Origin of the sequence: Rhizobium halophilum (assembly GCF_021648825.1) — a bacterium.
Taxonomy (GTDB): domain Bacteria; phylum Pseudomonadota; class Alphaproteobacteria; order Rhizobiales; family Rhizobiaceae; genus Neorhizobium; species Neorhizobium halophilum.
Genome location: NZ_JAKJHS010000024.1, coordinates 1 through 20,014, shown reverse-complemented (window position 1 = coordinate 20,014; position 20,014 = coordinate 1). Strand labels below are relative to the sequence as shown.

General features: G+C 57.2%; 22 protein-coding genes. 14 read left to right on the top strand and 8 right to left on the bottom strand.

The features are described from left to right. Positions 1-330 precede the first annotated feature (330 nt). Positions 331-504 carry a helix-turn-helix domain-containing protein gene (locus LXM96_RS20840; RefSeq protein WP_240000480.1) on the bottom strand — a complete coding sequence of 58 codons (174 nt, stop codon included), beginning with the start codon at positions 502-504 and terminating at the stop codon, positions 331-333. 824 nt (positions 505-1,328) lie between these two features. Between LXM96_RS20840 and LXM96_RS20835 the strand changes: the two genes are divergently transcribed. After that, a complete protein-coding gene (locus LXM96_RS20835) occupies positions 1,329-2,159 on the top strand; it encodes a hypothetical protein (protein WP_240000479.1) in 831 nt (276 codons plus the stop codon). A gap of 155 nt (positions 2,160-2,314) precedes the next feature. Here LXM96_RS20835 and LXM96_RS21695 read toward each other — a convergent pair whose 3' ends face one another. Then, on the bottom strand, positions 2,315-2,437 hold the full coding sequence (locus LXM96_RS21695) for a hypothetical protein (protein ID WP_262913786.1): 123 nt from the start codon (positions 2,435-2,437) through the stop codon (positions 2,315-2,317). A gap of 305 nt (positions 2,438-2,742) precedes the next feature. On the opposite strand from LXM96_RS21695, the gene LXM96_RS20830 reads away from it, so the two are divergent. The 5 genes from LXM96_RS20830 (at position 2,743) to LXM96_RS20810 (ending at position 7,210) form a co-directional block, all read left to right on the top strand. Continuing rightward, the gene (locus tag LXM96_RS20830; RefSeq protein ID WP_240000478.1) at positions 2,743-3,021 is read left to right on the top strand and encodes a hypothetical protein; all 279 of its coding nucleotides are present in this window, start codon (positions 2,743-2,745) and stop codon (positions 3,019-3,021) included. Further along, on the top strand, positions 3,021-3,920 hold the full coding sequence (locus LXM96_RS20825) for a TIR domain-containing protein (RefSeq protein ID WP_240000477.1): 900 nt from the start codon (positions 3,021-3,023) through the stop codon (positions 3,918-3,920). The genes LXM96_RS20830 and LXM96_RS20825 overlap by 1 nt, the downstream gene beginning before the upstream one ends. Before the next feature lie 31 nt (positions 3,921-3,951). Continuing rightward, the gene (locus LXM96_RS20820; protein WP_240000476.1) at positions 3,952-4,542 is read left to right on the top strand and encodes a hypothetical protein; all 591 of its coding nucleotides are present in this window, start codon (positions 3,952-3,954) and stop codon (positions 4,540-4,542) included. 251 nt (positions 4,543-4,793) lie between these two features. After that, positions 4,794-6,110, top strand: a complete 1,317-nt coding sequence (locus LXM96_RS20815; RefSeq protein WP_240000475.1) for a DNA cytosine methyltransferase — start codon at positions 4,794-4,796, stop codon at positions 6,108-6,110. 8 nt (positions 6,111-6,118) lie between these two features. Next, positions 6,119-7,210: a PmeII family type II restriction endonuclease gene (locus LXM96_RS20810; protein WP_240000474.1), complete on the top strand. Its 1,092-nt coding sequence runs from the start codon at positions 6,119-6,121 to the stop codon at positions 7,208-7,210. Between the two features lie 142 nt (positions 7,211-7,352). Here LXM96_RS20810 and LXM96_RS20805 read toward each other — a convergent pair whose 3' ends face one another. Together LXM96_RS20805 and LXM96_RS20800 are read right to left on the bottom strand one after the other, a co-directional pair. Continuing rightward, entirely contained in the window at positions 7,353-8,165 is an 813-nt protein-coding gene (locus LXM96_RS20805) for a ComEC/Rec2 family competence protein (RefSeq protein WP_240000473.1), read from the bottom strand. 1 nt (position 8,166) lies between these two features. Further along, complete coding sequence (locus LXM96_RS20800; protein ID WP_240000472.1) at positions 8,167-8,667, bottom strand: hypothetical protein; 501 nt, start codon at positions 8,665-8,667, stop codon at positions 8,167-8,169. Positions 8,668-8,886: 219 nt separating this feature from the next. Between LXM96_RS20800 and LXM96_RS20795 the strand changes: the two genes are divergently transcribed. The 6 genes from LXM96_RS20795 (at position 8,887) to LXM96_RS20770 (ending at position 13,262) form a co-directional block, all read left to right on the top strand. Continuing rightward, entirely contained in the window at positions 8,887-9,465 is a 579-nt protein-coding gene (locus LXM96_RS20795; RefSeq protein WP_240000471.1) for a recombinase family protein, read from the top strand. Further along, positions 9,462-9,695, top strand: coding sequence for a WGR domain-containing protein (locus LXM96_RS20790; RefSeq protein ID WP_240000470.1), 234 nt, complete (start codon positions 9,462-9,464; stop codon positions 9,693-9,695). The genes LXM96_RS20795 and LXM96_RS20790 overlap by 4 nt, the downstream gene beginning before the upstream one ends. 650 nt (positions 9,696-10,345) lie before the next feature. Further along, positions 10,346-10,897, top strand: coding sequence for a hypothetical protein (locus tag LXM96_RS20785; protein WP_240000469.1), 552 nt, complete (start codon positions 10,346-10,348; stop codon positions 10,895-10,897). 120 nt (positions 10,898-11,017) lie between these two features. Next, positions 11,018-11,668, top strand: a complete 651-nt coding sequence (locus tag LXM96_RS20780; RefSeq protein ID WP_240000468.1) for an AAA family ATPase — start codon at positions 11,018-11,020, stop codon at positions 11,666-11,668. Further along, entirely contained in the window at positions 11,643-11,924 is a 282-nt protein-coding gene (locus LXM96_RS20775) for a ribbon-helix-helix domain-containing protein (protein WP_240000467.1), read from the top strand. Before LXM96_RS20780 ends, LXM96_RS20775 begins: the two co-directional genes overlap by 26 nt. A 111-nt stretch (positions 11,925-12,035) precedes the next feature. Continuing rightward, positions 12,036-13,262 (top strand): replication initiator protein A, encoded by a 1,227-nt coding sequence (locus LXM96_RS20770; protein WP_240000466.1) that lies wholly within the window; start codon positions 12,036-12,038, stop codon positions 13,260-13,262. Positions 13,263-13,825: 563 nt separating this feature from the next. Here LXM96_RS20770 and LXM96_RS20765 read toward each other — a convergent pair. Continuing rightward, positions 13,826-15,919: a type IV secretory system conjugative DNA transfer family protein gene (locus tag LXM96_RS20765; protein WP_240000465.1), complete on the bottom strand. Its 2,094-nt coding sequence runs from the start codon at positions 15,917-15,919 to the stop codon at positions 13,826-13,828. A gap of 68 nt (positions 15,920-15,987) precedes the next feature. Here LXM96_RS20765 and LXM96_RS20760 point away from each other — a divergent pair, with 68 nt between their 5' ends. Both LXM96_RS20760 and LXM96_RS20755 read left to right on the top strand, forming a co-directional pair. Then, positions 15,988-16,152 carry a hypothetical protein gene (locus LXM96_RS20760; protein ID WP_240000464.1) on the top strand — a complete coding sequence of 55 codons (165 nt, stop codon included), beginning with the start codon at positions 15,988-15,990 and terminating at the stop codon, positions 16,150-16,152. A 194-nt stretch (positions 16,153-16,346) separates the two neighbouring features. Beyond that, positions 16,347-17,996: a MobA/MobL family protein gene (locus LXM96_RS20755; RefSeq protein WP_240000463.1), complete on the top strand. Its 1,650-nt coding sequence runs from the start codon at positions 16,347-16,349 to the stop codon at positions 17,994-17,996. Here the strand turns inward: LXM96_RS20755 and LXM96_RS20750 are convergent. The 3 genes from LXM96_RS20750 to LXM96_RS20740 form a co-directional block, all read right to left on the bottom strand. Continuing rightward, positions 17,993-18,334 carry a hypothetical protein gene (locus LXM96_RS20750; protein WP_240000462.1) on the bottom strand — a complete coding sequence of 114 codons (342 nt, stop codon included), beginning with the start codon at positions 18,332-18,334 and terminating at the stop codon, positions 17,993-17,995. The two genes, LXM96_RS20755 and LXM96_RS20750, sit on opposite strands and share 4 nt — an antisense overlap. Beyond that, positions 18,331-19,215, bottom strand: coding sequence for a phage integrase N-terminal domain-containing protein (locus LXM96_RS20745; protein ID WP_240000461.1), 885 nt, complete (start codon positions 19,213-19,215; stop codon positions 18,331-18,333). The genes LXM96_RS20750 and LXM96_RS20745 overlap by 4 nt, the downstream gene beginning before the upstream one ends. A gap of 460 nt (positions 19,216-19,675) precedes the next feature. Continuing rightward, positions 19,676-20,014, bottom strand: a 339-nt coding sequence (locus tag LXM96_RS20740) for a hypothetical protein (RefSeq protein ID WP_240000460.1), incomplete at its 5' end; no start/stop codon positions are given.

Below are 20,014 nucleotides of genomic sequence, written 5' to 3'. Positions count from 1 at the left end.
AGGCCATGTCGGTGCGGCATCCAGTGAATGTCGCGAGAATGGCCCGCCGCGCTGCGGCGGTCGGCTGTTTCGGTCGATTGCTTAGGGGCGCTGCCCCTCGCGCCCGCAAGGGGCCGTGCCTCGGCTTCGCCTGCGGCCGCACCAACCCCCTTGCAGTTGCTACCCCCGGACCTCGCCGGTCAGGCAGGGTTGCAGGAGGCAACCTGCTCCCGAATGTGAATGTTGAGGTTGAAGCTCACGGAGCTTGAAGAACTTATTGAGCTCGGGAGACAACCGCGCAGTCCCATACATGAAAAAAGCGGGCCCCTTTAAGGGCCCGCTCCACATGCCTCAAGAGGGATGAACCTCAGCAGGTTTCTTGCCGGAGAGGACTTCGCTAACCCGTCCCTGGTTGACGCGGAGCTGTGCAGCGATTTCATGCTGAACGAGATCCGTGTCACGAGCCAGCCGCTTGATCTCCGCAGCAAGCTTCGCGGAGAGTGGGGAGCTAACACGACGACGCATCACCGCTTCCTTCCCGACCCATTGTTGCTGGGATCGACGAGCACGTAGCTCTGTCGCGGCTTAGGCGTCGGAGGGAGAGGTTTTCCCTGGACACTCGTCACTTCTGGACCCAGCACACCTCCACGAGGTCCGACAAGTCCGTACTGCCCTGAATAGGGGGCAGACTGCCCCGGTCTAAAGCGGTTTCCACCGCCACTACTGCGTCCCATGAGGAAGGCTCCTGTGTGTGGCCTGTTGACAAACAGCTTCTGAGGCCTACACACCACGTGTCACCGTTGCTGTGCGCCGCGCCGTGTCCCCTTTATCCGGGGCCACAGCCAGCGTCCGGAAACACAGAAAGCCGGTCCACGTGTCAAAACGTGCGACCGGCTTTTTATTTAAAGAAGATCTTCTTGAACATCAACCCTAAGAATGTGACGCTGCGCGATTATAGGGATTTATCCCCTTGTCAGTCAAGTTTTACCTGTGGATAACCGGCAACTTTTAACCCACAAAATCCTGACATGGTTAACTGACTCACAACGGCAACGGAACATAGGTAGCACAAACCCTAAGTGCTTCCGCGTTTTTGGGGCGAAAATCACCGAGTTTCTGTGGATACCGCACAAATTGTCGCAGGCGCCTTGCTTTAGCTGCCGCTCACAAGGTTGTGGAGGTCTCCTATTCCGTGAAGTCACGGCCTCAGAGGGCGGCCTTGATCTCAACGCACGGGCGCCCTCCTGTGAGACGCCATGTCGCTCGAAATTATCCATTCTCACCTAACCGTCCCAGCTGTTTCGCAACCGGCTACTGATTTATGGTGCTCCTGACGAGGGAGAGATTCTGTGGCAGATGACGACGATTCAGACGCAAGAGGACCACGCAAGACCCTCCCCAAGCTTAATGGCCTGAAGTCTCCATTGGGCGACGTGAGCGAGCAGCTGAAGGGATACAAGCTGCCGGATTTGTCGCTGAAGATCCTGGATGACATGAAGGAAATGCAGAAGCGCCTCCAGGGCCTCGCCGGGATCGGCAATCCTGCATCTGCAGCAATCCGCGAGCAGCTCGATCGACAGCAATCTTTGATTGACGCGATCAACCTTCCAAAGCCGCATCTTCCGAGTATTGCGGATCAACTGAACCACATCGAGATTCCGCCGAATCCCATCTACGAGACTAATGACCGGCTGGAGGAGATCAGCGCCCGCTTCGATCAGATGCTCGAGGTAATGGCCAGCGCCTCCGCTGTGGCTACCCGGATTCAGTCTGATGCCAATACCTTCTTGGAAAAATTTGATGAAGCTTCGGCGAAGACCGATCGCTCCGCAAACAAGGCGGTCCGGATCGGCATGATCGCGGTTGGCATTGCTGTTCTGACCCCCTTTATTCCCCTCGCCATCAACTATTTTTCGCCCGATCCGACCGTTCCGGCCATCGAGACGCTCACCAGGGAACTGTTGGCCGCGCGCGAAGCCGAATCCGCCGCAACCGCACAAATGCTTCAGGAGGTGCGCCAGGGGGATCAGATAACCTCGGAGAGGTTGATAGAAGGGATACGTCAGAGCGATCAGGCGACAGTGGAAAGACTCGCTGAAGAGTTGCGCCAGACCCGAGAACAGAACGCAACGCTCCTGCGTGAGCTGCAGAGAATGATGGTTTCTAAACCTCAGGAATAGCTCAGGGGCGCCGCCCCTCGCGCCCGCAAGAGGGCCGAGCCTCGGCTTCGCCTGCGGCCGCACCAACCCTCTTGCAGTTGCTACCCCCGGACCTCGCCGGTCAGGCAAGGTTGCAGGGACCTGCACCTGCCTTCTTGTGGAGATAGGAGCGCTCCTCATGTGCGTCGCTTGTAGATGAGGAAAAGGACAAGGATGGCAAAGAGGGTGGCGAGGGTTTGGCCGTAGATGCCATTAGCCTTGATCCCGATCGTGAAGATGCTGAACTCAATCATGTCCATGGGTGCGCTCCGTTGACGTGGCACCGACCAGGCTGGGCGAAGGTGGGATTCGACGCAAAGCACAGGTCGGGTGCCGACCATTCTCAGGTCGTGCAGAGAGCGTTCAGTGCGACTGCGTCCACAATTACTGCCATAGAATCAACGGCGGGAATTCGAACACTGAATGATGATCCTGGCAGACCGGCATACCGGGCACATGCATGACATGCCCTTACCTGACTGCAATTCTGAGTTGGGCTCCTGTAGATTTCTCGCTAGTCCTGCCATTGAACCCGATATATCTTTGTCCTCCGTAGGAGGGGAACATGATCAAAGGACTGGATAAATTGACCAAGGAGCTCGACCAGCTTCAACGGGTTATCGGTCAACTGGATGGGGAGATCGGAGCAGTCAGTTTCGACCCACATGACCCGGCCAGTATCGAAAGCGCTATCAGCAACGTGGAAGCGCTCATTGATCAGAAGGTAGGGAGCTACTCCTCTAACTCTATGGCAGCCTCGATCATTGAAGGACTGAAGGACACTTATCGCCAAGGGATTCTGGATAAGGCGGCAGAAGCTCGTGCAGCGGGTGACAGTGCCTGATGGCGAACTACGCGGACATTTTCACAGAGATCAACAATGCCGTGCTCGATCTGCAGAATGCGCAGCTGCAAAGCTATGACCGGCCCCTAAAGACATTGGCTCGCCTATTACGCAGCTCTGACTTTGAAGCAGCAAATGCCGAGCTCACCGCTGATCTCGATCTCGATGCCTTCCTGGCCAGTCAAGAGATTGGAGGGGCAATGCTCGGCAGCGACGTGTTGGCATGGCCTGAGGAACACGAGAAGGTACTAGGTCTGACCCTGCTCCTCATCTGGCGATTTGCGGAGAAACCAGATGAGATGGCGGATTTCGGGCACACCTTCTTTTACGCCGGTAGCAACATCATGAAGAACATCAGCGCAGTGACCCGCCAGGTCATCGTGCCGTTCAACCGTGATTATAAAACCTATGTCTTAAGTCGCGGCCAAACCGCGCCAAAGCTTGTACGGCCCCTGACTAATCGGATCTTTGTGGTTCACGGTCACGATGGCGAGGCCAGGGAGACTGTTGCTCGGTATCTGGAGAGGATCGGGTTCAAACCGATCGTTCTGCACGAGCAGGCCAACCGCAGCCGGACAATTATCGAGAAGATCGAGGCGAACCGCGACGTCAGCTTTGCGGTCATCCTGCTTACCCCGGATGATGAGGGCTGCGCCAAGGGCGGTACGCCTGAACCCCGCGTCCGGCAGAATGTGCTGCTTGAGCTCGGCTACTTCATGGCGCACCTAGGCCGTGAAAACGTTTGCGCTCTTAAGCGTGGGACTGTTGAGATCCCCAGTGATTTTGCCGGAGTGGTCTGGGAAGCAATGGATGATAATGGCGGTTGGAAATCGGCGCTTGCTCGCGAATTGGAGGCGGCCGGACATACGATTGACTGGAACAAGGTGATGAAGCGGTAGGTAGTTTGAGCCCTGCTGTTTTGAGGGAAGAATGCCCCTATTTTTATTTGTACTGATGTTTCTACTCCCAGTATTGGCGTCATGCGGCGGCCCCGAAAAGCCGGAATACCTATCTTGTGCGGATTACCTCTCCTTAAGCGACGATGACCGCCTCGCCTATATCGACAACTACGTTGCGTATGAGCGGGAAGAGAACGACGATAAGTGGGCGCACCAGCGCATAACATTCCCGAGCGATTTTCGCGGAAAGCTTAAGCTACACTTTGACCAATGTGAGCGGTACGAACCCTCCGCGATCGGGATCGTATCGATTGCAACCTCCGTGAAGTTTGACCTTGAACCTAAGCTAAAGGGTAAACGGCGCTCTTCTTCAGGCTCCGCTTCACCCGGCTTTAGTGGATTGACAGCAGACAGTTCGTGCGAATCCTACAACAGCGCCAGGCCTCTGGATCGTGGCGATCTGGTAAGCGACCTAATCAAAGGCACTGGTATGGTCACGGGAACGGACTACTCGCAGCATTCCGTATCGATCAAGACGTGCGTCGCCAACGCAATGCGCACGCCCTGTGCGGGGAGCCTGACCGTACGCCAGGCGATGGGCGCGTGCATGATTCAGTATTAAGCCGGTGCGCTATTTGAGCGGCAACAAGGATATAAGGCAAACCGAGTGAGTGAGCGCCTGGTCTCGTTGCTCTAAGGATGCCTAGGAAATGTGCACTCGCTGCATACATGCCTGTGCGCTACCCGGACGACGATGGACTTTGTTCTTGTCGATCTCGATTCGTTACCGCTAGATGATAGCGAATCAAGTGAAAGACGAGCATGGCCAATCGAGAAGCGAACAGCTCCCCAGGGAATCACAGGAAGTACACCGTGATATCCCTGTTCTCAGGAGCAATGGGGCTGGATCTCGGGTTAGAGGCAACCGGCCGTTTCGAGGTGCTCGCATGTGTTGAGAAAGAGCGGTCCTTCTGTGACACGATCCGCGCCAATCATGCTGCCGGGCGTCTGCACCCGAACCTGAAAATCTATGAAGGCGACATCACTAACTTTGATCCGCTTGCGATCCTTCAGGAATGCGGCCTAAAGCCTGGTGAGGTAGACCTGGTCGTGGGGGGGCCGCCGTGCCAGTCCTTTAGCACTGCTGGTCGAAGAGCTGGCGTCCAGGACCCGCGCGGGACCTTACTTTGGGAATACCTCCGTTTCATCGAAGCCATACGCCCCAAATTCTTCATCATGGAGAACGTACGGGGGCTGCTATCCGCCGCGTTGCGCCACAGGCCGATAGCAGAGCGGAAAGGACTTCCCCTTGAAGCCGACGAGCTGCCGGGCTCTGTGGTGCGCCTTTTTGCTGAAGACCTCCAGAAAATCCCTGGTAGCCCGTATCATATGGATTGTTTTGAGGTGAACGCCGTCAACTATGGTGCTCCCCAGCTTCGTGAACGCGCTATCTTCATCGGGAACCGTTTCAATACAGCTGTCGACTTCCCTGATCCTACGCATGGCCCGCAAGTTCCCGACAACGTCAGAACCCTTTTCGATGAGCCAAAACTTCTAAAGCCTTGGAAAACCCTGGGAGATGCTATTGCCCATCTGAATGATCCAGGCAGCCTCATCATGGACTTCAGCCCGCGTAAAAAGGGTTTTTTGGCACTGGTACCACCGGGTTCTAACTGGCGTAGCCTCCCGGTAGAAGTGCAGCAGGAGTCGATGGGAAGAGCGTGGTTTGCCAAGGGCGGGCGTTCGGGATGGTGGCGCAGATTAAGCTATGACCTCCCCTGCCCTACTCTTGTCACCATGCCTAACCACGCGAGCACGTCGCTATGCCATCCGGAAGAGGTGCGTGCACTCTCACTGAAAGAATACGCAGCTATCCAAGAGTTTCCGACTGATTGGGAGTTCCGAGGAAAGGTCCAGCAGCAGTACGCGCAGATCGGTAATGCTGTGCCGGTGCGACTTGGTGAGGTTGCCGGTGAGGTGGTGGCCAAGGAGATGGACCGTTTAGCCGCTCTTGATTGGAAACGGAGTGGCAAGGAGGCTAAGGAGTACAGAGTCGTCTACGTCCAATCCCATGTTCGAACCCGGCAATGGTTCAGGAAAGGCGAGACTGTCGTCTGGAATGACGGTCAAGAGAACGACCATGCCGCATACGAGGCGCCCCAAACTCTTCGACGAACCAGCGCAATGTAGGAAATTCTATGGCTTTGCCCGCACGTACCAACCCGTTATTCAAAGCGCTGAAGTCAAAGCGTCACGTCTTTAACGCGGAAGAAATTGTTATGTTATTCCAGAGCGTTGATGAAACCCGTGTGGATACCCTCGCGGACGCTTTGGTCAGCTACATCAGCGTAAATCTGCCCGCCGCGTTCGAGCGCCGGAACGGCCTCGCAGACTATCGAACGAACCCTTATGTCCTGCTGACGTCAGCCAGCGTCATGAATCTTGGCAATCCGGAAAAATTCGGAGACTTCCTGTTCAACAGCAAGCTTTACATGGCTCTGGAAACCTCCTTCGGAAAACAGATCGAAGCTGCCTTCGTAGGTCAATATCCGGTCCAGGCCACGCATCGATGGACCGATGCACCTGAGAAGGTCGCCGAGTTTGCGAAGCTAAAAGGTTTGAGCCGGGAGGAGCGAGCCCAGCAGCGTGTGGGTTCCGTATGGCGGGAAATCGACCGTTCCTGTGTTGTCGGGAGCCGACGGTTCCTGACGTCGATCAAGAGTGGTCCCAACACGATCAATGACACCCAAGTTGCGGGCATGACCCACGCCATCGTGACCAACTACAAATCGTGGATGGCCGATACGAAGCAGAACTATCCTGGAGTGACAGAACTTGATGTTGTGCTTGGGTTGACCTACGGAACGGATCGTACGACGAACAACAAGGAAAACCAAATCCTCGTCAAGTTGCTTGAACAGGGGTTCCAGGAAGAAGATCCCGTCCACAAGCCAGGTATTCTTGTTGACAAAGAAACGCAGTCCGTGCGGGTCTACAGGTGTATTGGCAAAGAGTTCTGGGCCTTTATCGGCCAACCTGACGCCATGGAAACTACTCAATTTGTTTTCCTGGAAGTCCTGCTCGCTCTGGCGAAAGCTCTTGGTAGCGGGATTGGTGCCGCCGGTATTGAGGCTCGGATCAATGCCAAGATTCAGCATCTGGCGACAGCGCTGGCAAAATTGCAGTTCCCTCGCAACAGCCTCCCGGAGTGGGTCCGGGATGACTTTAGCGAGGATCAGCTTTTCTGGTTTGCGACAGCAATGACTGCTTTTTACGATGAAGGCATCTAGTGCCGCATCCTACATGCGGGATAGGTTTGTTCGTCCTCCAACCCTTATACAGGCGCTCGGCCAAATACCGTACAAGATCCTTTAAGCCGAGTACGGGGTTCGCAATAGCCACCCTATACTAGCGCTGACCTAGTTTCCGATCCTATAACCCGACCTCGACATAGGCTTCGTGCGGCGCTGCGGTGATCAGCATGCGCCCATCCCTTCTTGTGGTAAGGACGCGACGGACTTTGCCGTTCAGCGTCACGCCCTGGGTGCGCGCGCGATACCAAGCCACTGTCTCCTGGGTCGCATATTGGATGCCCGAATCGGAGATAATTGTCACCTGGGGCTTCCACCCGTAGTCATATAGTTCGGGGCAGCATCCGTTTTCGCGGCCGTGATGGGAGGCCACGAGAACATGTACGTTTGACATGGCAATGCGGAAATCCTGTCGCTCCCATAGTTTGCGCCAACCTTGAACTTCCATATCACCGGGGAAGCAGACATTCAGGCCCGGATAACGTAGAATGCTGACCATGCTGAGATTATTCTCGTCGTCGAATTCTCTTGGGTAATCATTCCAGAAGAAGTCGAACGTGATACCGCCAAGATCTGGCGCGGCTGGCGCGGTTCCACGAAACGTGTTCATCATGTCGGCTAGCGCATCAATGCCCGGCCCAATGTTATTTTGCCCCTTGAGATAGCGGATGGCCTCCCCTGAAACGGTCGGATTCTTGTAAATAGCGTTGATAGAAACAGTCTGACGCAGATTGTGCAGATCGCTGGCGTGGTCCTCATCCATGTTGCTGATGATAACCCGCTCCAACTGATAGATTCCGTTCTGCGGCAGATAAACCGAGGGACGCCAGCCAGTGGTAGAATTATGCCCTGCGTCGATCAGCAGGTGCTTGCCGTTATCGGTCGAAACCAATGCACAACCGCCATGCTCGACATCGAAGATCCGGATCTGCATGTCACGTATCCTTTGGTTCCGAATGGTGGCTAACGCGCTTACTGATGAAGCCGTTCTGTTTGCGGAACGATATAAGGAACAGCAGCACCAGCAGGGCACAGCAGATCATTACCCATGCCCAATCCGAGAGTCCGGCCGCTGCACGGATCGCATTCCAGTTATAGGCAATGGCGCAAACCAGAACCAACGCCAGCAGCGTACGAAATAGGTTGCTGGCTTCCAAAAGGATCTGGATCTTCGGATCTTTGTCGGAAGCTCGGACGAAATCAGAGTAGGCACCATATTTGATGATCCGGCACCCTTTGAGGATCGGCTCGATTACCACAGATCCAATCCGGCTGATGACGAGGCCGATGAAGTAGTAGACCACTAGCTCGCCGATGACGGTGTTGGGTCCAAGCGTGTAGATTCCTGACACAGACAGAAAGAAGAAGAACAGCGCGCCCGGCACCAGGTTTACGAAGATGTCGTACGAGGAAAGCTTGGCGAGGATTTCGTTCATAGGGGCTCCTCGTTCTAAAGTACTTCAACCACAGCAACTCTACAACTTAAGGCAGCCTTATCCCCGGATTGATCATGCACAGGCATGTCCGGAAAACGACCGTTTGTTGGATAGATCGCGAGAGGATCTGTTCTACGGCGTTGATGCCGACGCAGGATGTCCAGAAAATGTGTCCACAATTCTATTGACCAACAAACGCTGCTGGCAGAGAATCTGGACATGCTTATCGGATATGCCCGCGTCTCAACGCTCGACCAGAACCTGGACCTCCAGCGCGACGCGCTGCGGAAAGCCGGATGCGAGAAGATCTTCGAGGAGAAGAAGTCCGGCAAAGCCGGGACCAAACGGCCGGAGTTTGAAGCTGCCCTCGCCTACCTTCGACCGGAGGATGTTCTCGTCGTTTGGAAGCTGGATCGCTTGGGCCGCTCTCTCGTCGAGATGATGCGGACGATCGACAAGCTTCGGAATGATGGCGTCAAGTTTCAGAGCCTGACCGAGCAATTTGACAGCGAGACCGCTCACGGACGTTTCGCGCTCCAGATGCATGGCGCCATGGCCGAGTATTTTCTGGACCTCAATCGGGAACGCACCATGGAAGGCCTAAAAGCCGCCCTCGCCCGGGGTCGCAAGGGCGGACGCCCCTCAAAGCTGTCCGAGGCCGATGTTGAGGCGGGTAAGGCTATGCTGGCGGCCGGGACCATCCCGGTGGCGCAGATTGCAAAGCGGTTGGGCCTTAGCCGATCCGGGTTCTACAATTATTTCCCGCGGGCGCGGGGTAAGGCGGAGCCGAAAGAGTGACGGCTGTTTACCTCACCCGCGTTGACAAGGATCGCAACATGGCCCGCTACTACGTCATGAGCGTGCAACCGACGTTATTCGGCGAGTGGTCGGTGGTACGGGAGTGGGGCCGTATCGGCAGAGGTGGCCAAGTTCGCCTCGGCAACTATCGGGATCCCGATGATGCCAAAGCCGCCATCGCAAATCTGCAGCAGTCTAAGATCCGTCGAGGATACTCGGCAGCTAGATGATCGGATTTGGAACGGTTTACCGTTTACGGCATACCGTCGTTATGACGAACGGGCTTCTCGTGCCCCTCTCGGGGCCGCTTTCGGTGATGCTCCTTTAGGAGGAGGAGCATCTGTAAGCGTGAGAGGTGAGGCCATCCATGCCATGCCATGCCATGCCCGCGCCGACCCGTGTTGGGCAGGCAGCACTCCCCTTCCCTCCTCTAACGGTGATGCGCTGCAGTGTCCCTTCTTTGCCCGGTGGCCACCGTCTCCGGCCAAAACTGCGATTTTCATAAATAGGTATGTGATCAACAAAAGGAGTTTCACATGCTAATTAAAATCGAACATTACGGACATGGTTTCATCGACAACCAGAACGCAAAGCTTCTCTTCACAGGGGTCAAATACCATTATGTGATCGTCTATCTATAACAATCGGGCAAAGGCTATCTCCATAGCCTTTGCCTCTGCTAACGGGCGGTGCAGCAAGTCGCAAACAAGTGCTTGCGGCGTTGGGTGGAAGTCGTGTCACTTACGAAGCCTCCCCCCTTACGGGCGCCACCAACATCAGCTCATGGCATTTTCCCGTATGCCGTATGCCGTATGCCGTAAAATGTAGGAGGCATTGCCAGTGGGTTGGCCAGCACTAAAACCAACTAAGGGTCTGAGACGTGGATGCTTTCGAACAGCTGGTGAGCGATGCGCTCTGGAGCGAAGGGTGCTGGACACAGACCGAGGTGAAGGTTTCCCTCACCAAGGAAGAGAAAGCCTTGATTGGCCGGACTAGCGCGCCGCGATGGGAGCTAGACGTAGTGGCTTACGTCCCATTGACGAACACCCTGCGCGTGATTGAGTGCAAGAGCTACCTCGATAGCACTGGCGTTTCCGCCACAGATTTGATGGATGAAGGTGCTAGGTACGCGAGCCGCTACAAGCTATTCACCGACGCAACCCTCCGCCAGGTCGTTCTCAACCGCCTGGGACTGCAGTTCACAGAACTTGGCGCCTGCGCCGCGCACCCGACGGTAACCTTGGGGATGGCCTGTGGTCGTTTCAAGACCGCAGGGGACCGTGACCGGCTGCGGGAGCATTTTAAGATCCAAGGCTGGGAGCTGCTGGATGAGGAGTGGCTTCGCGCGCACCTGAAGCAGCTGGCCACCGGAAGTTACGAAAACAAGACTTCAGCAGTGGTGGCCAAGCTCCTCCTCCGCCGGTCCGCCTGAAACAGGCTTTACGGTATACGGTAAACAGTGTGCCGTTCGCATCACACCGTTTGCGGTTTAACTCAAGCAGTAAGATGTTAACCTCTTGCGGTGTACGGTAAACGGCAGGAGGATTCGTTCATGAAAACGATCGCACTCGTCACCCAAAAAGGCGGAACCGGCAAAAGCAGCCTGGCCGTCTCCCTGGCCGTCGCAGCGGCCGAGGCAGGTCTCCAAACCTACATCATCGATCTCGACCCTCAGGGGACGGCAAAGAACTGGTATGAGCGTCGCGAAGCGGACGCTCCCCAGGTGGCTGCCATCGAGGCGAACCAAGTTCCGGCCGCCATGGACATGCTTGCCAAGCAGGGAATTGATCTTCTGGTCATAGACACGGCCGGTGTCGACACTCCTGCAACCATATCCGCGATGAAGGCCGCGGATCTTTGCTTAATCCCCGCACGCCCCAGTATCGCTGATATTGAAGCCACCCGCGCCACCGTGGGCAGTCTTACCAAGCTCGGTAAATCCTTTGCCTTTGTGCTGAACCAATGCCCGCCAGGAAAATCCATGCGGACCTCGGATGCCTACCGTGTGCTCAATCTCGGTGGAGTCGTTGCAAGCAGCACACTTGCTACCCGCGCGGATCATATCGACGCATTGGCAATGGGGCAGGGGGTCACCGAGCGTGACGCGAACGGTAAAGCCGCTGCAGAAATCCGCGAGTTGCTGCAATGGGCATTGAACAAGATGGAAGGTAAAGCCGATGAGCAAAAAACCCGTGTCGCTTGAAGCGCAACTCGCAGGACACCTGCCAACCGACACCTCAGCCGCGCAAAGCGGAGAGAATGTGGTGGCATTTACGCCCGCTAGCAAACCCGCGATCGAGAAGGCGACCGTCTATCTACCTCGGGCAGCCATGAAGCGCCTCAAGCAGATGGCACTCGACCAGGACAAGCGTATCAACGACTTCCTCCAGGAAGGTGTAGACCTCATGTTCGCCAAACACGGTCAGCCTTCACTCAAGGAATTTGAAGAGAAAAAGTAGGGTGTGGCGCTGCGGTTAACGGTAAACCGTAAGCGGTAGACGCTAAACCGCAAACGGCATATTTGCCAAAATCGTTTGGAGAACAGACCTCGTTCGCGGTATGAATCACCCATGAAACCTGCCAAGCTCGATCTGCTGCCCCGCGACCAGTTCGGCGCCCTCACCCTCCACCAGAAGAACGATTATCTTCAAGAGCTGGCGGATCGATTTGCCGAGCAGAACACCCGCGAAGCGGTAAAACTCGACAAGGACGCCCTCAGCAGACTCCGGCGCTACTACAGCCGCCGCGTTTGGGCCGACCTCAAGCTTGAAGAGCTGGGGGGAGGGCCGCTTAATAGGGTTCTACGTAACCTGGGGGAGGCGATCCGCCACGGAAACGTCAGCGAGGACATCGCAGCGGCCCTTATGCAGGAGACCGCTCCCCGTCGCGTGCTGCGGGAACCGCCCCAGGACGACGCCCAGCTGATGTTCTTCGTCCCGACCATCTATGACGCCCCGCTTAAGGACGACGTCAACCTGATGGACGTCGCACCTTTTTCCCTCAGCAAGAAAGCCCGCAAGGGCATCCTGAAGTTCGAGCTGAAGGACAGCCTGATCACCGTGGAGGGTGGCGTGGAGACCGGCCTTGCCACCGTCTTCGACTACGACATCTTCCTCAATATGGTGTCTTACCTGGCAGAGGAGGTTCAGCAGTACCGGCGAAACGATGCCAAGGGTCTCCGCCCCTCGCTGCCTCCCAAGACCTACCGGCCGAGCGCCGCACATATCCTCAAGTTCTGCCGCAGATCCGATGGAGGTAAGTCCTATGAGGATCTGGAGGCCGCACTAGACCGCTTGCAACATACAATCATCAAAGTGATCAATCTCTCCGGCGGAAAGCGCCGAGCGGTCGACAGCCGCCCCCTCATTGGCGGCTACAGCGTCGTCAGCCGAACCGGCGCCAATAAGATTGACACCATCGAGATCACCATCCCCGACTGGGTCTATACCAGCGTCGTGCGCAACGAGAAGACACTACCGCTCCTGACGCTCCACCACGATTACTTCCTCATAAGCTCAGGCCTCGGCCGCTTCATCTACCGCCTGGCGCGTCGCGCGGCCGGGAAGACCGAGGCCAAGTACAGCGTGCGGGAGGTCCACAAACGCAGTGGTTCGACGCAGGAGTTCCGGAAATTCGCCTACGACCTGCGGGAGTTCGTCACTCGGACGCAGGCGTTTCCTATGCCGGACTACGATCTCACCCTAGAGGAGGGGAGGGATGATGTGATGCTGATCATGAAGCGCCGGAACGACGCGGCAAACAGCTCAGATCAGCCACTTGCTGTGGCTGAAGGGTGATTTTGTCGTGAGTGTCCGTACATTACCGACGACAAAATTCTTGCTTCATCCGTACATTGCCGACGACAAAAATGCGTTGGAGCCTTGCTTTCGGCCCAACAACCATTTTGTCGTGATCCGTTTATCGCCGACAATTTTCCGTACATCGCCGACGACAAACCGTACATCGCCGACGACAAACCGTTTATCGCCGACATTTGACCGTACATCGCCGACACCTACTGAGACTAGGCGCTTGTTATAAAAGGGAAATTTCGTCTATTTTTGGCTATAACTTATTAAAACTTATATAAAACACGTAAAACTATTAAAACGAGGCGATGCCTCCAGTTTCTAAACTTGATTTGATTTAATTTTTTTGTCGGAGTCGGCGATCCCCGCCAAACGGGGAAAGGCTCTCTCGGGCTTCCTAAATAGTCGAACCCATGCAGTCGCCTTCCTAGTCCATAGCTCTCTCGAAACCGAACGAGAAAAGCGTCTGTGAAGCCTCGGGATTAAGGAAATTTGGCGCACCGTTCTCGTCCAGTGGGTAGCGCCAATTTTCAGAGTTCCCGGCAAACTTCTCAGGAGGCATCGCGTACAGAGGTCTCCATTCGCTCCCGACACACCGGATCATCATGCGGCATGACTTTCTCGAGTTTTGCCGGATCGTGCCGTGCAATGAATGCAATGATCTTGTCCGCATATTCCGGGCCACGAAGCTCCCATGGTTCAGCCAGAGCCTTTCGACGCCCGTCCAGAAGGCCCTCACGCTGGTCGAGCAGTTTGGACAGCCGCTGCGCGTCTTCCTCGTCCGGATTCATAAAGCACCGCACCATGCAGTTCGACAGCATTCCATCTGCGTTGGGATACCGCTGTCTGAATTGCCCGATATTCTGCCCGAACAGCCATAGCCGGAGGCCGTAGCCACGTCCGTAGTCGATCGACTTTTCGATGATATCCATGCGGCCCAAGCGAGGAGCCTCGTCGATAAAGAACGTGACGATCGGCGCGCTCCGGTCTGGCCCGCTCCGCATCAGTTCCCGCATCGAGACACCGATGATGGCTCTCAGAACCGTCGCATAGCGCTCAATGTCCTCGTCATTGACGCAGAGGTACAGGGTGCCTCCGTTCCGGAGCGCAGATGTGTCGATTGTGGTCGTCTGACTGATCTCCTTAATTGCGGGAGAAACCCAGACCTTCAGCTGGGTTCGCGCATTATCGAAGACGCCCTCCCGCTGCTCAGAGGGCATGTCCCGAAACGTCATCCCCTCAAGGACAAGCTGCTCATGGCCCGTGTCTGCGAGGCCTGCGGCCCAACGGTGGCGCGCGGATTCGTCCGAAATGCTGTAAAGTTGCAGCAGGACATCGCTCATATTGCGGCGCTCCGGAGGAGCGGCCAGGGCCGTATGCGTCAGCGCGGTCGTGATCAGCGCCAAGCCTCGCTTTTCCCAGTAGGGATCCTTCGCGTTGGGATTCTGCACTACGAGCAGTTCAGCGATGCGCTCCGCATCATCCCACGCGTGGCGGGGATCGTCGCGGATCCAGTCCAAAGGGTTAAACTCGGCCGAGATCTCGGGCTCACCAGGTGCAAAACATTGCACCGGCCCAACCTCCCGATTCCGCCATGAACCGGTAGTGCTATGGATTTCGCCCTTGGGATCCAGCACCAGCGCGCCACCCCGGTAATGCAGGAGGTTCCGGATGACCTGCACCTGCGACTTGCCACTCCCTGGCATTGCGATCGTTGCAAGGCTCTCAGGGCGGTCGTACAGCAGATCTCCGCCCTGTTCGAGGCCGCCCAGCCGAAGGACCGTAGGGCTGGCGGGTCCGTTCGGAAGCAGGCCCAAATCAGTTGCCTCAGGGACGAACCACCGGGCGCCCCCAAACAGATACCGTTCAAGAACCTGCCGATCATCCGGCGTAACACTGCTTGTGGGAGCGAGGGCCTTACGCAGGGCCTGCTGGACCCGCTCTGCAGCGGATGTCTGGTCGCCCGCGTGGGCCGTCACGAGATCCTTGATGCCGGCTCTCAGCTCCACCGTGCGATCGGCAGTCTGAAACGAGGGCACGCCAGTCTCCAACAGGCATTTGCCATCGTTCCAAATGATCGCCAGGCGAACCTGAGTTACCTCACGGGCCTCCAGTCGCCCCAGCACTGCCAGGATATCTGCCAGGCGCAGGGTAGCGCGTTCCGCGTCGGAAGCGTCTCGTAGCGTCCGCGTCAGCACGGACTTTTGCAGCGCAACGGCCGCCTCCTTCTCCAGATAGGCATGGCTGCCGCCTGAGACGATGCGGCTCAAGGTGTCATCGGAGCGAGGCCTGTCCTTCGTAAGACGCAAGGCCACCGCTTCACCGGTCTTTGCCATACTCGGTGCTGGAATAAGTTCGGGAACGAGGTCGCCCACAACGAGCTGCAAAGCGTTCAGGTCGTTACCATAGAAGGCGTCTATGTCGGCCAGCTGGTCCTTGCGCGAGAAGCGATTACCCGCGTTTCCAGCAGGGCGGGAGGACAGGCTGCTGGTTCGAGAAGGCGCTCCGGAGAGAGGGCCACGTACAGGTGCCTGAAAGGATAAAGCACGGCTCTTTGCCAACATACCGGGGATGCCTCCCTGGCGGTTTATCCAGACAGCGGCGGCCACCATCACCAGAATTAACACAACCCCCAAAAATTCCATGAAAGGCCCCGTGACAGAACGAACCAATCCCTATCAGATAGCACCGGTTCAACCTATGGGGGTCAAGCATGGCTGAGGGAATTTCCGACATTATCAAGGGGCTCTTCAAGATGGGTCTGTCGCCATTCGTGTGCCTTCTGATCATCACCATCCCGTGGGGGATGAAGATGTTTCTCGAAGGCACATACCTCGTGGGACGAGGGTTCACACGCCTCCTCTCCGGAGCAAAGTAGGGCGCCCTGGGCGTCCTGAACTTAGGGTGCAGCCCAGAGGTTTGGCGAAGGGTACGGGGCCACCTGAAGCTCTACCCGATCGCCGCCACGGGGGGATACTTGCGTTTTGAGTGTGCCTGGGTAAGCTGCCATCCAGAGGCTAGAGCGCACTTATGGGTTTGCCGAGCAAACCCATGCGGCTCAGGGAGCATGTGGTGGCGATTTTCAGCCTGCATCACAGTGCGATCGGTAAAACCACCCAGGCCCGCCCGTTCACGGCGGCCGCCCACATCCGGTATATTTCCCGCCCCTCCGCCGTCAGTCTTATCGATGGGGGCAGGATGCCTCTGAAGCCCTCCAAGGCCGCACAATTCCTGGCGGATGCGGAAGTCACAGACCGCAAGAACGGGCGCGTCGCAGACAAGATCATGCTGGCACTGCCGCGTGAGCTGGACTCCGAAGAGCGGGTGCAGCTGGTAAGAGATTTCGCCGAAGACCTGACCAAGGGACGTGCCTCCTGGCTGGCAGCGTTTCACGACAAGGGCAAGGATGCCCGCAATCCTCATGCCCATTTGGTCGTTCGGGATCGGGATATCCGTACCGGCCGCCGTGTCATTGGGCTGAGTGATGTCGGAAGCACGGAACGCATCCGCCAGCTTTGGGAGGTTCATGCAAATCGTGCACTGGAAAGGGCAGGGGTCGCCGTCCGGATTGACCGGCGCTCTTTAGCTAAACAAGGGATCGAGCGGGAGCCGACCATTCATGAAGGCCCGCGTTCCATCGCTATGGACCGCCGAGGCGTCGTTCCGGAAAGTCAGAGCAAGACCGTTCGGAACGGTCCTGGTGCAGGCTCACCGGAGCGTGTCGTTGATTACCGCTCGATCGACAAAGGCAGCACCCGGCCGGGCTACAACCGATCTCTCGGTCTCCCGGAGGGTGAACGTGACTATTGGAACGCGATTGATGCAGCGCGGCTGCAGGAGGAAATGGATCAGCTCAGATCCATCCATCATCCCCCAGTGTCAGTGAATATCGGTTTTGGTCAGCGTCCGAGGCGCCCAATGCAGGAGCGCTTCCGTCTCAGCGTTGACAATAGCCAGCTCCCGTTGCCGCTGGCATCGCCAGGCCACCATGGCAGCATCATGCTTCGCCCAGCCCCGCTCAAGCCAGCTGCGGAGCGGATTACGGGGGTGGAACGATATAATCCAGGCGCCCAGCCATCCGCAAAATCTATCGAGCCAGTCACCACGATCAGTCATGAAGAAATTATAGGGCGAGACGAAAGATCTGCAAAGGAGATTAACATGCAGAGCAGTCCGATGATTGAAGCAATGCACGAACGTGATCTGGCTTTTAGCCAGTATCATTACAACAAGAGCAAGGCTGCTTTAGACAATGCAATGGATAAAGCTTATCTTTTCCCGAGCAAAGCGCTGGAGCGGATGGAGCTTTACCGCAGCAAGCACGGTGATGAAGCGCTCTATCAGAAGTTAGCTGGAAACGCGCGGAAGACAGCGTTCGGGCGCCGTCCAGGCAGCATCCTTTCTCGAAAAGGGTTGAAATCACGCAGCAGGAAAGACCGCCTCGCATCTTGCCAGGCCCGGCGCCAGTTGCCGGAGCTGCTCAAGGCTTATGATGCAGACAAGCTGCGGCTGCAAACCTCTCAACGGGCGCTGCAGGATCTCAGGCTGCGCAAACACTCCCGGGAGGCGCCAGCTGTGGCCCCCTCTCAGAAGCCGTCGATTCCTCGGAAAATTACCAGCTCCTGGTATTCACCCGCCCAGACTCCCAGTGTTTCTCTACAGCCAGTTAAGCAGCTTGCACCTGCACTCAGCCAGAAGAAGGAAAAGGCGTACAAACCTTAGCCGGTGGGTATCACCCGGCTGTGCCCCCAGCTGATTATCAAGTCATAGGCAATGCCTGCCCAAAGGGCGCTACTTTTGGAAACGATCGATCGCTCTTGCCAGTCGCATTCGATCCCCTCCTGTGTCAGCCATTGAACCAGAACCTGCGCCGCTTCCGTATGTCGGAGATCCAAGGGAGCAGCCGGTGAGATCGCCACGACCGAAAGACCTTCCCGTGCAGCGGACAGCATAGCTGCCTTCACATCGACAGCGGCATAAAGCTTCCTGGCCAAGGCATCCTGCGCCTCCTTTGTGGTGTTCAGCAACTCCGGCCGGAATGGGGCGAGGGGAGACTTCATCGTGCTCCCTTTCCGCCCCAGCGATGGCCCAGGTAGGTATTGGTGACGTGGATCCGGCCATGCCCAAGTTCGTGGCTGATCTGGAGCCGGACAGCGTCAAGGCGTTCCCGTTCCGCGTCATTCAGCTGATCGTGAAGCGGCCCGCCCTGGCACGGTGCATCGACACCGGCAAGGGTGCGATATCGCCAGCAGGCGTACCAATGCCGGTGCTTGTGCATGTTGCTGATGCCCGCCTGAAGGGCCTGCCGCTCGAACTGCTTCCGATATCGGATGTAGTTCATTCCCTCCGGAATCAGCGAACTGTCTCCGACCAGGTCGCGTACCTGGTCGAGCAAGTCCCGCTGGCGCTGATGCAAGACCGGAATCGTGCGGGCACGGCCACCCTTCGTCCACGAGGGCTGCATGACCAGAATGGTTCCTTTGTCCGCAGCCTCAACCCGGAACTTCAGGCTCTCCTCCAAGCGAAGGCCGAAGGCCATCTGGAGCCGGATTGCTAGCTGCATCCGCTCCGGCAGCTGTTCCCGCCGATCGGCGGGGGTGACAGCGGCGCGCTGCCCTTTGAACGACGGCCGCTCTCCGATGCCAAGTTTGCTGTTGTCACGGGGAAGCAGGCCCGGTTTGTTGGTCTTCATAGCCCACCAGCGTATCCAGCCGAGGCGGTTCTTCATGGTCGCATTGCTGATGCCCTGGCGCTCCCAGTGCAGGATGAGCCGCTGGACGTGCTTAGGTTTCAGTGAACCTGCATCCGGCAGGCGGAAGCCGAGGGACCGTAGATCCCTCGCAATCAGGTCCAGGCCGCGCGATCGTTGCGCGCGGGTCATGTGGGAGCCGTCGGCGTTGTGCTGGCACAGCGTCCGGAGGCTGAAGGCCAGGTTATCCATGGCCGTGGTCTTTCATTGAATCGGTAAGTGTTGATGGCCTGCCGTACTTCCCTCAGGAATGAACGGCGCGCTTAGGGCGCTGGGGCCGGGGTACTCAGGTCAGCTAGTCCTTTTCGTCGTCTCCTTGCCTGCAATCTGGGGCCGCGCATCGCGGGTCCGTTGTGCGTTGACGGGGTTGCGTGATGGTGTTGCGGTCATGTTTCTGCTTGCCTCCTGCGGCTACCTCTGCCGTGCCCGTAGGGCCGTGCGGTTGGTCTGTGGTCCGGCTCTGCCGGGTCGAGCTTGATGCCAATCATGGCTAGTCCTTTCTGTTAAACGGTGGTGCCTTTCGGCGGGGTGTCCCGTCTCGTGGGTCACGGACAGGGCGCCTGTCTACGCCCTGTCAGCACTCGTATGGCACTCCGCGCCAATCTCGTTTGACAGGTCGTGCTTCCGCGCAGACTTGGCTGAAGTCGCCCCTTTACAGCGGATGGGAGAATGCTCGGTTGTCGCCGTCACTACCCCTGATCATGCAGGGGTAGTGACGGCGACTGACGTAGCCGTGGTGTGCGGGCCACGCCCGCAATGGGGGCTGCCACCCCCAAACCCCGGCATAGGACACCCTCAGCACATCGTGCTTCAGGTGTGACGATCTCCCTCCGGCTGCACTACAGCGCAATGTGGAAGCGCGTTCCGCCTCCGGGAGATCGCGCCTGGCGTTGCCAGGCTTATGACCGATATAGAGGCCATGTCGGTGCGGCATCCAGTGAATGTCGCGAGAATGGCCCGCCGCGCTGCGGCGGTCGGCTGTTTCGGTCGA

Bases quoted from the DNA above. Each gene is read 5' to 3' on its own strand.
- LXM96_RS20745 (WP_240000461.1), bottom strand. From the start codon at position 19,215: ATGGATAACCTGGCCTTCAGCCTCCGGACGCTGTGCCAGCACAACGCC.
- LXM96_RS20805 (WP_240000473.1), bottom strand. From the start codon at position 8,165: ATGCAGATCCGGATCTTCGATGTCGAGCATGGCGGTTGTGCATTGGTT.
- LXM96_RS20795 (WP_240000471.1), top strand. From the start codon at position 8,887: ATGCTTATCGGATATGCCCGCGTCTCAACGCTCGACCAGAACCTGGAC.
- LXM96_RS20775 (WP_240000467.1), top strand. From the start codon at position 11,643: ATGAGCAAAAAACCCGTGTCGCTTGAAGCGCAACTCGCAGGACACCTG.
- LXM96_RS20760 (WP_240000464.1), top strand. From the start codon at position 15,988: ATGGCTGAGGGAATTTCCGACATTATCAAGGGGCTCTTCAAGATGGGT.
- LXM96_RS20765 (WP_240000465.1), bottom strand. From the start codon at position 15,919: ATGGAATTTTTGGGGGTTGTGTTAATTCTGGTGATGGTGGCCGCCGCT.
- LXM96_RS20825 (WP_240000477.1), top strand. From the start codon at position 3,021: ATGGCGAACTACGCGGACATTTTCACAGAGATCAACAATGCCGTGCTC.
- LXM96_RS20830 (WP_240000478.1), top strand. From the start codon at position 2,743: ATGATCAAAGGACTGGATAAATTGACCAAGGAGCTCGACCAGCTTCAA.
- LXM96_RS20840 (WP_240000480.1), bottom strand. From the start codon at position 504: ATGCGTCGTCGTGTTAGCTCCCCACTCTCCGCGAAGCTTGCTGCGGAG.
- LXM96_RS20800 (WP_240000472.1), bottom strand. From the start codon at position 8,667: ATGAACGAAATCCTCGCCAAGCTTTCCTCGTACGACATCTTCGTAAAC.
- LXM96_RS20820 (WP_240000476.1), top strand. From the start codon at position 3,952: ATGCCCCTATTTTTATTTGTACTGATGTTTCTACTCCCAGTATTGGCG.
- LXM96_RS20750 (WP_240000462.1), bottom strand. From the start codon at position 18,334: ATGAAGTCTCCCCTCGCCCCATTCCGGCCGGAGTTGCTGAACACCACA.
- LXM96_RS20770 (WP_240000466.1), top strand. From the start codon at position 12,036: ATGAAACCTGCCAAGCTCGATCTGCTGCCCCGCGACCAGTTCGGCGCC.
- LXM96_RS20780 (WP_240000468.1), top strand. From the start codon at position 11,018: ATGAAAACGATCGCACTCGTCACCCAAAAAGGCGGAACCGGCAAAAGC.
- LXM96_RS21695 (WP_262913786.1), bottom strand. From the start codon at position 2,437: ATGGACATGATTGAGTTCAGCATCTTCACGATCGGGATCAAGGCTAAT.
- LXM96_RS20810 (WP_240000474.1), top strand. From the start codon at position 6,119: ATGGCTTTGCCCGCACGTACCAACCCGTTATTCAAAGCGCTGAAGTCA.